This is a genomic window from Marvinbryantia formatexigens DSM 14469 (genome assembly GCF_025148285.1).
Classification (GTDB): Bacteria; Bacillota; Clostridia; order Lachnospirales; family Lachnospiraceae; genus Marvinbryantia; species Marvinbryantia formatexigens.
The window spans coordinates 1,962,938-1,976,792 of record NZ_CP102268.1 but is presented as its reverse complement, the minus strand read 5'-3'; the positions used below and the strand labels follow the sequence as shown (position 1 = coordinate 1,976,792).

Here is a 13,855-nt window from a genome sequence, read left to right as displayed (position 1 = left end):
ATGTGGTATAATGTACACGACAGCAATGAGCTGTGCAAAAACGAAAAGACAACAAAAAAGGCTGCTGGCAGACTTTTTTGCTGGATTTCGTTTTTATAGGGCGAATGCCCGTGAACGGGAAAAACGAAGTTTTTCGAGTAAGCACAGCGAATGTGCCGGAAAAGGCGGCTTTTTGACGAGCACAGCGAATATACCAGAAAAATAGTTTTTTGGTAAGCACAGCGCAAAGGCAGCAAAAACGAAGTCGCGGATGTGCAGGAAAATTAAATATGGAGGGAAGTATGGTAGAGGAGCATCGTTATCTGATTTCCGAAGCAGCGAAAATAGTCGCTGTGGAAGCCCATGTTCTCCGCTATTGGGAGGACGAGCTGGAGATTCCCATCGGCAGGACAGAGCTGGGGCACCGATACTACACCCGAGAAAATATTGAAATTTTTCAAAATGTAAAGAAACTGAAGGAGGAAGGACTGCAGCTAAAGGCAATTAAAGCAGTTCTCCAGAGTACAAATTACAGACCGGAGGAGGACGCGCGCAAAGCGCAGCAGGAGCAGATGACGACGGAGCAGACGTCTCTGAAGGTAATGCAGAGCAATGCGGAAAAGCTCCGGCAATTTAAGGAATTAGTAGAGGAAATTGTAGAAAAGGTCGTAAAAGATAATAACGAGGAGCTTCAGCAGCGGCTGGAGGAATCGATGGCGAAGGAGACGGACTACCTCCTGCATATGCAGGAAAAACGAGAGGAGGAGCGTTTCCGCCGTCTGGATGAGATTATAAGGGCACATCAGAAGGTAGCTGCGACAAAGGAAAAGAGGCGTTTCCGGGACATACTCCGGAGAAAATAGACGTCATAGTTCTGGCTTGTGTTATGCAGACAGATACCGCAGGATGGTCATATATGGAAAAAGAATCGTTGTATTTTGGACATAAAAACAGGGCGTGCTTTGCACGCCCGCGTAATTTCAGCAATTCTCTGGATTATTCAGCAGAGATAGCACCTGTCGGGCACTCGCTCTCGCAAGTACCGCACTCAAGACATGCGTCTGCATCGATTACATACTTGCCGTCGCCTTCGCTGATAGCGCCTGCCGGACATGCATCTGCGCATGTTCCGCAGCTTACGCATTCATCAGAAATTACATATGCCATAATACTTGTCCTCCTTAATCTTTATTATGAGCTTATTCTAATACATAAAAATCAAATATACAAGTGAAAATTTTGGAAAGGCTGATAAAAATAAAATATGCAGACAGAAGGAATCAATTATATCCGCAGCAGGACAAAAATGAATCTTCTGATGGTTCTGATTAACATAGCCGTCTTTCTGATTATTACGATTATGGGTGGAGATACACTGGATGCGGAGCAGATGCTGTCGTATGGCGCCATGTATCCGCCGTATGTTACGCAGAAGGGAGAATATTACCGGCTCTTTACATGTATGTTTCTTCACTTTGGATGGCAGCATTTGTTTTATAATATGCTGCTTTTGTGGTTTGCCGGGGATATGCTGGAGGAAAGAAGCGGACCGGTCCGCTATCTTGTGATATATCTGGCGGGCGGCGTGGCAGGAAATGTACTGTCATTTCTGACAGGCATGGAGCGGCAGGTGGTATCCGCAGGGGCATCCGGAGCGGTGTTTGCCGTAATCGGCGCCCTGGTCTGGCTGGTGGTGAAGAACCGCGGAAAAGTGGAAGGGATTGACAACCGGGGTCTGTGCATGATGGCGGTGCTTTCACTGGCACAGGGCTTTATGGACGCGGGTGTGGACCATATGGCGCATCTGGGCGGCTTTATCGGCGGATTTCTGCTGGCAGCCGTACTTCGAACACCGTCGGCTGTCCGCAGGAAAGACAGGTAAGGGTACCGCCGTGCGCTTCTGTAATCTGCCGGGAAATGGCAAGACCGAGCCCGGTACCGTCCGTTTTATGTGTGACAAACGGGTCGAACAGGGTATCCAGATATGCGGGGTCAATGCCGCAGCCATTATCACATATTGAAATACAGAGGGAATCTTTGCGCATGGCGGCAGAGAGTGACAGCATACAGGCGTCACCTGCCGGCGCATCATCCGGACCGGCTGTATGATGGGACGTCTCATCAGCGGATGCTATGTGTCCCGGAGACAGTGAGAGCGCTTCCAGCGCGTTGCGTATAAGGTTGTCCAGTACCTGGCGCAGCCGTGCGGTATCTATGGACAATACGGGAAGGTCCGGGGCAATATCCGCGGAAAATGCAACAGAAGCATTTTGTGAAATTACCGGCATAAGTGATGCGGTATATTCCGAAAGATACGCGGTCATGCCGGTCGGCACCGGATGCAGACGGTATGCGCTCTGGTAGGAAGAGATATCCTCCAGAAGAGCTTTCAGATGCGCCATTTCCTGCTGGACAGTGTTCCAGTACGGATAGCTGCAGACTTCCGGATGCTTTTGTGCCATTAACTGTAAGTAGCTGTTAATAAGTGTAACGGGATTGCGTATCTCATGGGAAACAGCAGATAACAGGGTCTGAAACTCTTCTGGAGACTGCATGAGATTCCTCCTTTCTTACATAAAAAATGTGTGATATGATTTAGTGGACGAAAATTCTTTATATAATATAAATACGTGAAAGGAGAAAAAATATGACGGAGAATTGTATTTTTTGTAAAATTGCCGGAGGAGAAATACCATCAGCGACATTGTATGAGGATGAGGATTTCCGGGTAATTCTGGATGTTGGTCCGGCGGCAAAAGGTCACATGCTGATTCTTCCAAAGAAACATTTTGCGGATATCTGCGAGATACCGGAGGAGCTTGCTGGAAAGGCGTTTGTTCTTGCAAAGAAAATGGCGGAAAAGATGGAGAAGGCGCTTCACTGCGACGGAATCAACGTGCTTCAGAATAATCATGAAGCGGCGGGACAGACGGTATTCCATTTCCACATCCATCTGATTCCTCGCTGGCAGAAGGATAAAATCGGCATCGGCTGGAAACCGGGTAAACTGACAGACAGTGACAGGGAAGAGCTTCTCAGATTGTTTGCTGAAGGATAAAAGCACAGATGACGAAACACGAGACATTTACAGAAAATTACAAGCGTTACGGCGCATTGGTTATGAAATCTGTGGTGGCTCAGACAAAAGATAAAGAACTGGCAGCGGAAATATGTCAGCAGACATTTCTGCATTATTACAGAGTCATGGATACAGTAGATGAAACCAGAATCAAAGCGTGGCTGCTGCATGTCGCGAAGAATCTGCTGATTGACTATTGGAGAAAAGCCAGTACCAGAAGAGAATTTTCAGTAGAAAGTACCGCAGAGGTACTGGAAGAAACCGGACATACAGCAGATATGGAGAAGCAGTGCGCAGACAGGATGTTTATCTGCCAGTTGCTGGAAGACCTGAAAGAAGCGAATGAACTCTGGTTTGAGGTCATATACTACATTTTTGTTCTGAATATGAGTTATGACGAGACTGCGAAGCTGCTGGATATTTCGCCAGCAACGCTTCGCGCAAGAATGTACAGAGCAAAGAATTACATAAAAGAGAAGTACGGCAGCGAGTATTTATGACAATCATGAATACTTGTAAAATCAGTGTGGTTTTGCAATTTCTTCGGCAAGACCGGTGATTTTTTCAATGGCGCTGCTCTGGCTGCTCTTTTCCATTGCCTGGATGTAGTCGGCTCTGGAGTTATAAAGCTTTTGTATTGTTTCCAGCAGAAGCTGCGGGTTCAGGTTGTCTTCGGTGAGTACCTCACAGAAGCCCTGGCGTTTGAAGGATTCTGCATTTAAAATCTGGTCGCCGCGGCTGGCATTTGAACCAAGCGGAATCAGAAGGGCTGGCTTGCGGAGCTCCAGCAGCTCGCAGATGGCGTTTGCTCCCGCGCGGGAGACGACAACGTCTGCAAGCGCGAAAAGGTCGGCAAGCTCCTTTTTGATGTATTCAAATTGTACATAACCCTCCGTTTTTTCCAGAGAAGGCTCAAGTTTGTCTTTTCCGCAAAGATGAATAACCTGGAAGGTCTTTAAAAGCTCTGGAAGAATGCCGCGGATAGCATTGTTTACGTTGACGGAGCCAAGGCTTCCGCCAATGACCATCAGAACCGGTTTGTCAGCGGTAAATCCGCAGAAATCCAGTGCGGCAATGCGGTTGCCTGCGTGCAGCTCTGCGCGTATGGGAGAGCCGGTGAGCACTGCTTTTTCCTTCGGAAGATATTGCAGGGTTTCCGGAAAATTGCAGCATACTTTGGTGGCAAAGGGAATTGCAAGCTTGTTGGCAAGTCCCGGCGTCATGTCGGATTCGTGGATGATGACCGGAATGTGGCAGTGCTTTGCGGCAAGAACGACCGGCACAGCAACAAAACCGCCTTTTGAAAAAAGAACATCCGGTTTCAGCTTTTTCAAAATACTTCTCGCCTCAGCGTATCCTTTGATAACACGGAAAGGGTCGGAAAAGTTTTTCAGGTCGAAATATCGTCTGAGCTTACCGGAAGAAATGCCGTAATACGGGATATCCATTTCTTCTATTAGTTTTTTTTCGATACCGTCATAGGAACCTATGTACTGGATATCGTAGCCCAGTTCGCGCAGACGCGGTACGAGGGCAATATTGGGTGTAACATGACCGGCGGTTCCGCCGCCGGTTAAAACGATACGTTTCATAAAAAATCCTCCAAAAAGAATATGGTTAATATTATCTTATACTCTTGAGGAGAAAAGTCAAGAAGGGACTTCACGGTTGTATGAGGAAGAACAGTCATTATCCGGATATGGATGGCAAAAAAACGGAAGATTTTATCTGGGAGAAGATATCACAGGAAGCGGATGCATATGAGGCAGAGCTGAATGCGGATGCTTCTCTGGATGATGTGCGTCTCACACCGGAAATGATGGATGACATGATGCGCCGGATTGCAGAGGAAGACGAAAGGAATGCAAAAAGCGCGGAAATGTTTCTTTCCGAGGACGACCGCGAAGCCCTCAGACTTGGCAGAGAAGAACGGGAGCGGCGGACAAAGCGGAAAAAAAGCCGCAAGGTGCTGCTCCGGGCAGGTATCGTGGCGGCGATACTTGTCATTGCGTTTGGCGCAGGCATGACAATCGAAGCAAACCGCATCCGGCTGTTGAACGCATGGAATTTCCTGCAGGGGAAAGAAATTGTAATACGAGTTGAGAATGATGAAGAAGTTGGAGAATATGGCGTGGAATTAGAGAACGCATGTGCAGATATTTTAGACAAAACAGGAATTCATTCAGTATGGTTTCCGTATATGCCCAAAGGCATGCAGTTTCATAATTATGTTATAAATGATACATCAGAATATGCATTGATGTTTTATGAATATGGCGATACTATAATAACAGTTGATATGGAAAAAAATAACGAACGGGTAAAAAAATCACAGATATTTGATGGGGAAGTTTTAAAAAACTTTGATGTAGAATCAAAATTTGGAAATGTATCGGTCACAGAAATTTTAACACCAGAGGGAGAAAAAGACTATATTGCTCAGATAGTGTATGGTAATTGTCGATATACTATTTATGGGGTGTTATCTCAAGAAGAGCTGACGAAAATAATAGAAAAGATAAATTTTTATTGAATATTTGCGTCACATAGGATTTTGTGCTGCGTATATATAAATGTAGTGTAAAATACCAAGGAGAAAGAAGGGAGGGACTTCGGATAGGAAAGAGGAAAATTCATATTGCAGCGATAGTATGCTTAATGATGTGTTTTTGTTTTGGAAATTCTGCTTTGGCGGTATGCATTCCGTTTGATGTACACACAACACTGGAACCAATCCAAATAAAATCTGGAGATACAGGAATTCAGCCATATGGTACTTACCTTGCGTCAGGTTCATGTGAGATTCAGGAAGTCGGTACGGGACAGGTTCGTGTAATCGCTAGTACATCCTGCTATCGTATAAGTGATACAGTGATTGCAGACATATATTTAGAAAGCAAGGAAGGCGGATACTGGTGGACGGTTACATACAAAGAAGGTTCTGGAAGTAATACAAATTATGTATATACTTCTAAAGATGTGGCTGTTAAAAGAGGGCAGTATTATCGTGCCAGAGGGTCTCATATAGTGAAAAAAGGCAGTACAACAGAAACTGCCGGAACTGTATCCGGCAGCATGTACATCGATTAGCATCAGTGCTACATACACGTAACATGTACTGCAACACAGTAAATTTTATTTTTACCTTTTTCTATTCTGTAATTTTTAACATTTTATGTATAGGTATAATGCCCGTCCGGGAGTTTAAGATTTTTAATATGTGATGCCCGCAAAGGCGACTGGAAAAAGAATAGAAAAGCAGATAAAGCAAACTGGCAGAGGTCTATAGTTTGCAGATTTAAGTGATTTTTGGCGGCAGCGCGCAACTGGTAAATGTCTGATTCAAATACAAAATATGATATTTTACATTACCTTTTACCGGCTGTGCGGCTTGCCGCCCAGGAAAGAGCCGGCGGGGAGCCGGGAAATTTTAGTATATTAATTACAATATAAGGGGGAGACCGGAAATGAACGCAAAATATTATCGTGTTCTTTATCATCCTGTGTCAGAGGGAGTATGCTTCAGCGCAAGTATGGGCGCAGAAAAAGGAAAGGATGGCGTGCAGATGCTGTATTTAAGTGCCGGAAGTGAGGGCGCGGACGGGGAATTGTGCCCGGCATCGGCAAGAGCGGAGCGTCTGCATCTTCTGATACTTGCAGATTTAAAGCCGCTTACCATAAAGCGGGCGGAGGACATCTGCCGGACGGCAGTCGTGGACAAGATTCTGCTGCCGGAGAACAAAAACCGGACAGCTTTGCCGGATGTACTGCAGAAGGCGGAGCTTTGCGAGGTAGATGGAAGATATGAAGAATGCTTTGCGGGATTCACTGTAAAAGTGTTTGCGGCGGGACCTGAGGAAGCGCGTGTGCTGCTGCTTTATTTTGGCAGCAGGGGCGTACAGCCGCAGACGGAGGAATGTATGATGAACGTAAAGCGGTGCCTGCCGGAGCTGCCATGTCATCTGACAGTGGATGCGGCAAACTTAAACTGCGAAATGCGCTGTCTGCTCTGCAGAGACTATACACAGTGCAGGAAGCATAATCGGGGAGACGAAACATATTTTGTTGACGGACATCTGCTGCTTGCAGCGTCGGAGGGGTCTGACGCCCTGCCGGAGCTGAAGGAATATCTGGCGGAAGAATGGAAGCACATCCGTTTTATCGGACTGCCACGGAATATCGACGATGCCCAGCCTGGGGAGCTGTCCGGCATCGGAACGCCGGGGCATCAGCGGTATTATATCGGCTGTGCGGACACAGCAGCGGCCGTTGTGAAGGCGGTGGAGTGTGAGGAACCGTCCGGAACGTTCATATCTGTAAGCGCGAAAGCCGGACTCTGCGTATCCGGCTGCTACGCTAAAAGATGAAAAATTTATAAACTGTCACAAAGTACTGTCATAACAGTGGAAGATGGGGTATACTGAAGAAAAAGTATACCCTGTTTTTTTATGATGCCAGGGTCTGACATATTTTTATATAGATAATACAGATTTACTCAGAGAGGGGATGCAAAGTTTGAAGCTTACATTTATCGGGGCAACGCATGAGGTTACCGGAAGCTGTACGTTTCTGGAGGCCTGCGGGAAAAACATACTGATTGACTGTGGCATGGAGCAGGGGATAAACAGTTTTGAAAATGTTCCGCTGCCGGTCGCCGCGGCGGATATTGACATGGTGTTTCTCACACATGCGCACATCGACCATTCCGGCAAGCTGCCGCTGCTTTATAAAAACGGATTTCGCGGACAGATTTTTGCTACCTGCGCGACGGAGCGCCTGTGCCGGATTATGCTGCGGGACAGCGCGCATATCCAGATGTTTGAGGCGGAATGGCGCAACCGCAAAGCGAAACGTTCCGGAAAAGCAGAATATATTCCGCTGTACACCGTGGAGGACGCGGAGGGCGTGCTGAAATGCTTTGTCGGGCGCGACTATGAGGAGATTGTTCCGGTGGCGGACGGCATTTCCATCCGCTTTGTGGACGCCGGACATCTGCTTGGATCCTCATCCATCGAGGTCTGGATTTCGGAGGAGGGCATTCAGAAAAAAATCGTATTTTCCGGGGACATCGGGAATCTGCACCAGCCGATAATCCGCGACCCGCACTATATAAAGAACGCCGACTACGTGGTAATGGAATCGACCTACGGGGACCGCAGCCACGGACCGCGTCCCGATTACATTGCAGATCTCACGGAAATTATCCAGAAAACTTTCGACCGCGGCGGAAACGTGGTCATACCGGCGTTTGCTGTCGGCAGAACACAGGAAATGCTGTATTTTATCCGTCAGATTAAAGAGGAAAAACGGATAAAAAATCATGATAACTTTGAGGTCTATGTAGACAGCCCGCTGGCTGTCGAGGCAACAAAAATTTTCATGGAGCGGATGCACGAGGACTTTGACGACGAGGCGTCGGCGCTGATTGACAGGGGTGTCAATCCCATCAGCTTTCCGGGATTGAAAACGGCGGTGACAAGCGATGATTCCAAGGCAATCAACTTTGATGAAAATCCGAAGGTGATTATTTCCGCCAGCGGCATGTGTGATGCGGGACGTATCAAACATCACTTAAAACATAATCTCTGGAGACCGGAGAGTACCATTCTCTTTGTGGGCTATCAGTCTGTGGGCACGCTCGGACGCGCAATCGTGGAGGGCGCGAAGCAGGTAAAGCTGTTCGGCGAGGAAATTGAGGTGCGCGCGGAAATCCGCGTGCTTGCCGGAGTGAGCGGCCATGCGGACCGGGAAGGGCTGCTTGCCTGGATTCTGGCGTTTGAGCAGAGACCGCAGCAGGTATTTGTGGTACATGGCGAGGATGCATCGTGCACGTCGTTTGCGGAGCGTGTCCAGAGCTCGTCCGGTATGAAGGCGATGGCGCCCTACAGCGGTACGGTCTACGACCTTGCCGCCGGAAGTTTCGTTACGGTGGCGCAGCCGGTACCGGCGCAGAAGAAGGCGGCCGCAGCCGGAAGCCGTCAGAATACGGTATTTGACCGTCTGCTTGCAGCAGGGCAGCGCCTGCTTGCCGTTATCCGGCATAATGAGGGCGGCGCGAATAAAGACCTTGCAAAATTTGCCGACCAGATAAATGCATTATGTGATAAATGGGAGAGATGACATATGACGAGACTTTTGCTGATTATAAATCCCAAATCCGGGAAGGGAACCATCCGCAACCATCTTCTGGATGTGACAGATGTTTTTATTAAAGCAGGTTATGATGTAACGATTTATATATCGCAGCAGCGCGGGGACGCCAGACATAAAGTAGAAAAGATGGCAAGATTCTATGATCTGGTGGTCTGCAGCGGCGGGGATGGCACGCTGGATGAGGTGGTAAGCGGGATGATGGAATCGGAAATAAAGTGTCCGGTTGGCTATATCCCGGCGGGAAGCACCAACGATTTTGCAGACAGCCTGAAGCTGCCGAAGGTTATGACGGAGGCGGCGAAGCGCATCACGGAATTCAATGAATTTCCCTGCGACATCGGGCGGTTTAATGGCGGATATTTCGTTTATGTCGCGGCGTTCGGGCTGTTTACCGATGTATCTTATGAGACGAGCCAGGATTTGAAAAATGCGCTCGGTCACATGGCGTATGTGCTGGAGGGAGCGAAAAAGCTGACGAGCATCAAGTCGTATCATATGACGGCGAAGGTGGACGACGGGACGGAGGTCAGCGGAGACTATATTTACGGGATGGTCACTAATTCCACATCCGTGGGCGGTTTCAAAAATCTCACCGGGAAGGACGTTAAGCTGGACGACGGCATGTTTGAGCTGACGCTGGTGCGGATGCCCAAAAACCTTGTGGAGCTGCAGGCAATCATAAGCGCAATGATGTCGCAGACGCCGGATGATAAATATTTCTTCCAGACGCGCGGACGCGAAATTGTGCTGACCTCGGAAGAGCCGGTCCCGTGGGCACGCGACGGGGAATACGGCGGAGAGCACACGGAGGTCTGCATACAGAGCGTGGAGAGGGCGTTGACGCTGCTGGTATAATATGTGTCAAAAAAGCGGTCGGATGACTTCCATTCAAAAAACTGATAAGAGACATTTATTAATTCCATAAATAAATTACAAAAAAACACTTGCTTTTTTTGCGGAAGTAGAGTAAGGTTATGGTGTTCTAAATAAGACGAATCGGGGACAAAGGCGTTCACAGAAGATGTGAGCGCCTTTTTTTATTCCCGCGGGCAATGAGCCGGGCGCGGGCGTGTGCGCATGTATCTGGCGAACGCCGCGAAGGAAAAAGCTTCGTGAGATTCTCTTAGGTCTTTAATGGAAATGAGGAGGATATGATTATGAGTGAAGTGACAAATGTAGCTGCAATTTTCGGCGAAGACGTTTTCAACGACAAAGTCATGCAGGAACGTCTGCCGAAGAAGGTTTACAAAGAACTGAAAAAGACGATTCTGGAAGGGAAAGCGCTGGACCCCACCATCGCGGATGTGATTGCGGAAGCGATGAAGAACTGGGCTGTGGAGAAGGGCGCAACCCATTATACCCATATTTTCCAGCCGCTTACCGGTGTGACGGCGGAAAAGCATGATTCCTTTATTACCGCTCCGAGAGAGGACGGTACCGTATTAATGGAATTTTCCGGCAAGGAGCTGATTCAGGGCGAGCCGGATGCATCTTCCTTCCCGTCGGGCGGTCTGCGCGCGACCTTTGAAGCGAGAGGCTATACAGCCTGGGACTGCACGTCTCCGGCATATGTGAGAAAGGATGCGGCAGGCGCGATCCTGTGTATCCCGACAGCGTTCTGCTCCTACACGGGCGAGGCGCTTGATAAAAAGACACCGCTGCTGCGCTCCATGCAGGCGATTAATGAGCAGTCACTCAGACTTCTCCGTCTGTTCGGCAATACGACTTCAAAGAAGGTAACGCCGTCGGTTGGACCGGAGCAGGAATATTTCCTGGTTGATAAGCAGAAATATTTAAAGAGAAAAGACCTGATTTTTACCGGCCGTACCCTGTTTGGCGCGATGCCGCCGAAGGGACAGGAGCTGGATGACCATTATTTCGGAACGATTCGTCAGAGAATCGCCGCTTTCATGAAGGATGTAAACGAGGAGCTGTGGAAGCTGGGCGTAACGGCGAAAACGCAGCACAACGAGGTTGCTCCGGCACAGCACGAGCTGGCGGCAATCTACTCGGAGGCAAACATTGCGGTAGACCATAACCAGATGATTATGAAGACACTGAAAAAGGTAGCGTGCCAGCATGGTCTGCAGTGCCTGCTTCATGAGAAACCGTTTGCAGGCGTGAACGGTTCCGGTAAGCATAATAACTGGTCGATTACCACGGACGACGGTATTAACCTGCTCGACCCTGGCAAAACACCGCACGAGAACATCCAGTTCCTGCTGGTTCTGACCTGTATTCTGAAGGCAGTCGACGAACATGCAGATCTGCTGCGTGAATCAGCGGCTGATGTGGGAAATGACCACAGACTTGGAGCAAACGAGGCGCCGCCTGCAATTATCTCCATTTTCCTTGGAGACCAGTTGGAGGATGTGATTGAGCAGCTTGTAAATACCGGAAGTGCAACGCACAGCAAAACGGGAGATAAGCTGAGCACCGGCGTAAAGACTCTGCCGGAGTTTTCACGCGACGCGACAGACAGAAACAGAACTTCACCGTTTGCGTTTACCGGAAATAAATTTGAATTCCGTATGGTTGGTTCCAGAGATTCCATCGCATCTCCGAACATCGTGCTCAACACGATTGTTGCCGAGGCATTCTCCGATGCGTGCGACGAGCTGGAAAAGGCGGAGGATTTCGATACCTGCGTACATGATTTGATTAAGAAGTATGCAACAGAGCATCAGAGAATTATTTTCAACGGCAACGGCTATTCCGAGGAATGGGTAGAAGAGGCGGAAAGAAGAGGTCTGCCGAATCTGAAATCTATGGTGGATGCGATTCCGGCGCTTGTTACGGATAAATCGATTAAAATGTTTGGCAAATTCGGCGTATACAGCGAGGTTGAGCTGCAGGCACGCGCGGAAATCCAGTATGAGACATATGCAAAGGCAATCAACATTGAGGCGAAGACCATGATTGATATTGCCGGCAAGCAGATTATTCCGGCTGTGATTGGCTATACGAAGAGCCTTGCGGATACTATCAACGCAGTGACGGCAGCAGGCGGAAAAGCAAAGGTGCAGGTTGAACTGCTGGAGCAGGTAAGCGATTTGCTTGAGGAAGCAAAGGCTGCACTGGGCAAGCTGATTGAGGCTGACAAAGCTGCAGATTCTGTGGAAGAGGGCGAGAAGCTGGCAAGATATTTCCACGATGAAGTTGTTCCGGTAATGGCGGAGCTGAGAGCACCGGTAGATAAGCTGGAAATGATCGTGGATAAAGAGGTATGGCCGATGCCGTCCTATGGAGATCTGCTGTTTGAAGTATAGCAGATGTCTCCGGATATAAAAAGCCGTACTGCCGCAAGGCAGAGGCACAATCCGTTTGAAACGGTTACTTCATTGTAACACAATGTTCATATATCCTTAAATCCGGGAGGCCCCTTGTTACAAGGGGTCTCTCAAATTATGTAAAAAAATATTTACAGAATTATGTCACTCGGCAAAATCAACAAAAATTGTCGGAAAGTGTATTTTTTCACGTACATCGAAAGAAAAGTTATCCAGAGTTATCCACATTCGTCTGGATAAGAAATCCAATGAAATGGACTTATGCACGAGGTTATCCACATTATCCACACGATTTGCCCTCATTTTTGTGGTTTACATAGTTTTTTTCAAGAACAAACGTTTTGGACAGGTCTAATAAAAATCACATTTTGAGGCGCTTCCGGGACAGGTGGATGTGACATGGACCGACAAAATTTAAGTGTCATGCAGTTGACACAGTTCATAATTTATTATAGAATTGTAACAAATATGTAAAATTTTGAGACACAGCATATTGAGCCGGACGGCATGGCGGAAATGTGGTGTGACGCATCCGGTCCGCGCGGTGTGGCGGGGGTGTAGTGCGGCACATCCGGTCCGCGTGGTGTGGTGGGGATGTACATCCATGCTGTACAGCGTGACAGAGCCGGACGGCAGTCCGGAAGGAGGATATATGAGACTTAGAAATATACCGAGGGCGGAAGCGGTAATCGCGGACAGCGCCCTGGTGGTGCATAACCCAAAGGAGCAGCGGGGAAGCTGGCAGAAGCTTTTTGGAAATACGAATCCCGTTCACATCGAAGTGGGGATGGGCAAGGGTCAGTTTTTGACACAGCTTGCGGCGATGCACCCGGAAATTAATTACGTGGGCATCGAGCGCTACACAAGCGTGCTTCTTCGGGCAGTAGAAAAGCTGGAGAAGCAGGAGGAGAAACCGGAGAACCTGTTGTTTATCTGCATGGATGCGCGGGAGCTGCAGGAGGTATTCGGGGAGGGCGAGGTGGAGAAAATCTATCTGAATTTCTCGGACCCCTGGCCGAAGGAACGTCATGCGGACCGCAGACTGACTTCAGGGAAATTCCTAAAGCGGTATGAACAGATTCTGGCACCGGATGGCATGGTGGAGTTTAAGACTGACAACCGTGGGTTATTTGATTTCTCCATGAAGGAAACCGGACCGGCGGGCTGGATGCTGAAGCAGTTCACATATGATTTGCACGGGGACGAGCAGCTTTCGCAGGGAAACGTGATGACCGAGTATGAAGAAAAATTTTCTGCGAAGGGAAATCCCATCTGCAAAATGATAATTGCGCCGGGAGCAGACGGGCGTGTGGAAAACGCCGGGGATACCGCGGCAATTCCCAAAGAGCAATAG

14 protein-coding genes are annotated in these 13,855 nt (G+C 48.4%); 11 read left to right on the top strand and 3 right to left on the bottom strand.

Translation table 11 applies throughout. From position 1 onward, the window contains the following. Window positions 1-269 precede the first annotated feature (269 nt). On the top strand, window positions 270-842 hold the full coding sequence (locus tag NQ534_RS09455; protein WP_006863078.1) for a helix-turn-helix domain-containing protein: 573 nt from the start codon (window positions 270-272) through the stop codon (window positions 840-842). A 133-nt stretch (window positions 843-975) separates the two neighbouring features. On the opposite strand, the gene fdxA is transcribed toward NQ534_RS09455, so the two are convergent. Next, a complete protein-coding gene (gene fdxA, locus NQ534_RS09450; protein WP_006863079.1) occupies window positions 976-1,146 on the bottom strand; it encodes a 4Fe-4S ferredoxin in 171 nt (56 codons plus the stop codon). 139 nt (window positions 1,147-1,285) lie between these two features. Here fdxA and NQ534_RS09445 point away from each other — a divergent pair, with 139 nt between their 5' ends. Further along, window positions 1,286-1,861 (top strand): rhomboid family intramembrane serine protease, encoded by a 576-nt coding sequence (locus NQ534_RS09445; RefSeq protein WP_040784336.1) that lies wholly within the window; start codon window positions 1,286-1,288, stop codon window positions 1,859-1,861. Here NQ534_RS09445 and NQ534_RS09440 read toward each other — a convergent pair. Beyond that, entirely contained in the window at window positions 1,794-2,534 is a 741-nt protein-coding gene (locus tag NQ534_RS09440; RefSeq protein ID WP_006863081.1) for a sensor histidine kinase, read from the bottom strand. The genes NQ534_RS09445 and NQ534_RS09440 overlap by 68 nt on opposite strands. Before the next feature lie 92 nt (window positions 2,535-2,626). Here NQ534_RS09440 and NQ534_RS09435 point away from each other — a divergent pair, with 92 nt between their 5' ends. Both NQ534_RS09435 and NQ534_RS09430 read left to right on the top strand, forming a co-directional pair. Beyond that, complete coding sequence (locus tag NQ534_RS09435) at window positions 2,627-3,037, top strand: HIT family protein (RefSeq protein ID WP_006863082.1); 411 nt, start codon at window positions 2,627-2,629, stop codon at window positions 3,035-3,037. 8 nt (window positions 3,038-3,045) lie between these two features. Then, window positions 3,046-3,558 (top strand): RNA polymerase sigma factor, encoded by a 513-nt coding sequence (locus NQ534_RS09430; protein WP_006863083.1) that lies wholly within the window; start codon window positions 3,046-3,048, stop codon window positions 3,556-3,558. Window positions 3,559-3,579: 21 nt separating this feature from the next. Here the strand turns inward: NQ534_RS09430 and murG are convergent, their stop codons facing one another. Beyond that, window positions 3,580-4,650 (bottom strand): undecaprenyldiphospho-muramoylpentapeptide beta-N-acetylglucosaminyltransferase, encoded by a 1,071-nt coding sequence (gene murG / locus NQ534_RS09425; RefSeq protein ID WP_006863084.1) that lies wholly within the window; start codon window positions 4,648-4,650, stop codon window positions 3,580-3,582. A 236-nt stretch (window positions 4,651-4,886) separates the two neighbouring features. Here murG and NQ534_RS09420 point away from each other — a divergent pair, with 236 nt between their 5' ends. The 7 genes from NQ534_RS09420 to trmB all read left to right on the top strand — a co-directional run bounded on the left by NQ534_RS09420 (window position 4,887) and on the right by trmB (window position 13,855). After that, the gene (locus tag NQ534_RS09420; protein ID WP_157200745.1) at window positions 4,887-5,591 is read left to right on the top strand and encodes a DUF4367 domain-containing protein; all 705 of its coding nucleotides are present in this window, start codon (window positions 4,887-4,889) and stop codon (window positions 5,589-5,591) included. Window positions 5,592-5,746: 155 nt separating this feature from the next. Continuing rightward, complete coding sequence (locus NQ534_RS09415) at window positions 5,747-6,148, top strand: DUF6147 family protein (RefSeq protein WP_143115802.1); 402 nt, start codon at window positions 5,747-5,749, stop codon at window positions 6,146-6,148. 377 nt (window positions 6,149-6,525) lie between these two features. Next, window positions 6,526-7,425: a hypothetical protein gene (locus NQ534_RS09410; protein WP_040784283.1), complete on the top strand. Its 900-nt coding sequence runs from the start codon at window positions 6,526-6,528 to the stop codon at window positions 7,423-7,425. A gap of 148 nt (window positions 7,426-7,573) precedes the next feature. Continuing rightward, on the top strand, window positions 7,574-9,178 hold the full coding sequence (locus tag NQ534_RS09405; protein ID WP_040784286.1) for an MBL fold metallo-hydrolase RNA specificity domain-containing protein: 1,605 nt from the start codon (window positions 7,574-7,576) through the stop codon (window positions 9,176-9,178). A 3-nt stretch (window positions 9,179-9,181) separates the two neighbouring features. After that, window positions 9,182-10,066, top strand: coding sequence for a diacylglycerol/lipid kinase family protein (locus NQ534_RS09400; RefSeq protein WP_006863090.1), 885 nt, complete (start codon window positions 9,182-9,184; stop codon window positions 10,064-10,066). Window positions 10,067-10,368: 302 nt separating this feature from the next. After that, on the top strand, window positions 10,369-12,480 hold the full coding sequence (locus tag NQ534_RS09395; protein ID WP_040784289.1) for a glutamine synthetase III family protein: 2,112 nt from the start codon (window positions 10,369-10,371) through the stop codon (window positions 12,478-12,480). Window positions 12,481-13,153: 673 nt separating this feature from the next. Continuing rightward, window positions 13,154-13,855, top strand: a complete 702-nt coding sequence (trmB, locus tag NQ534_RS09390) for a tRNA (guanosine(46)-N7)-methyltransferase TrmB (RefSeq protein WP_081455618.1) — start codon at window positions 13,154-13,156, stop codon at window positions 13,853-13,855.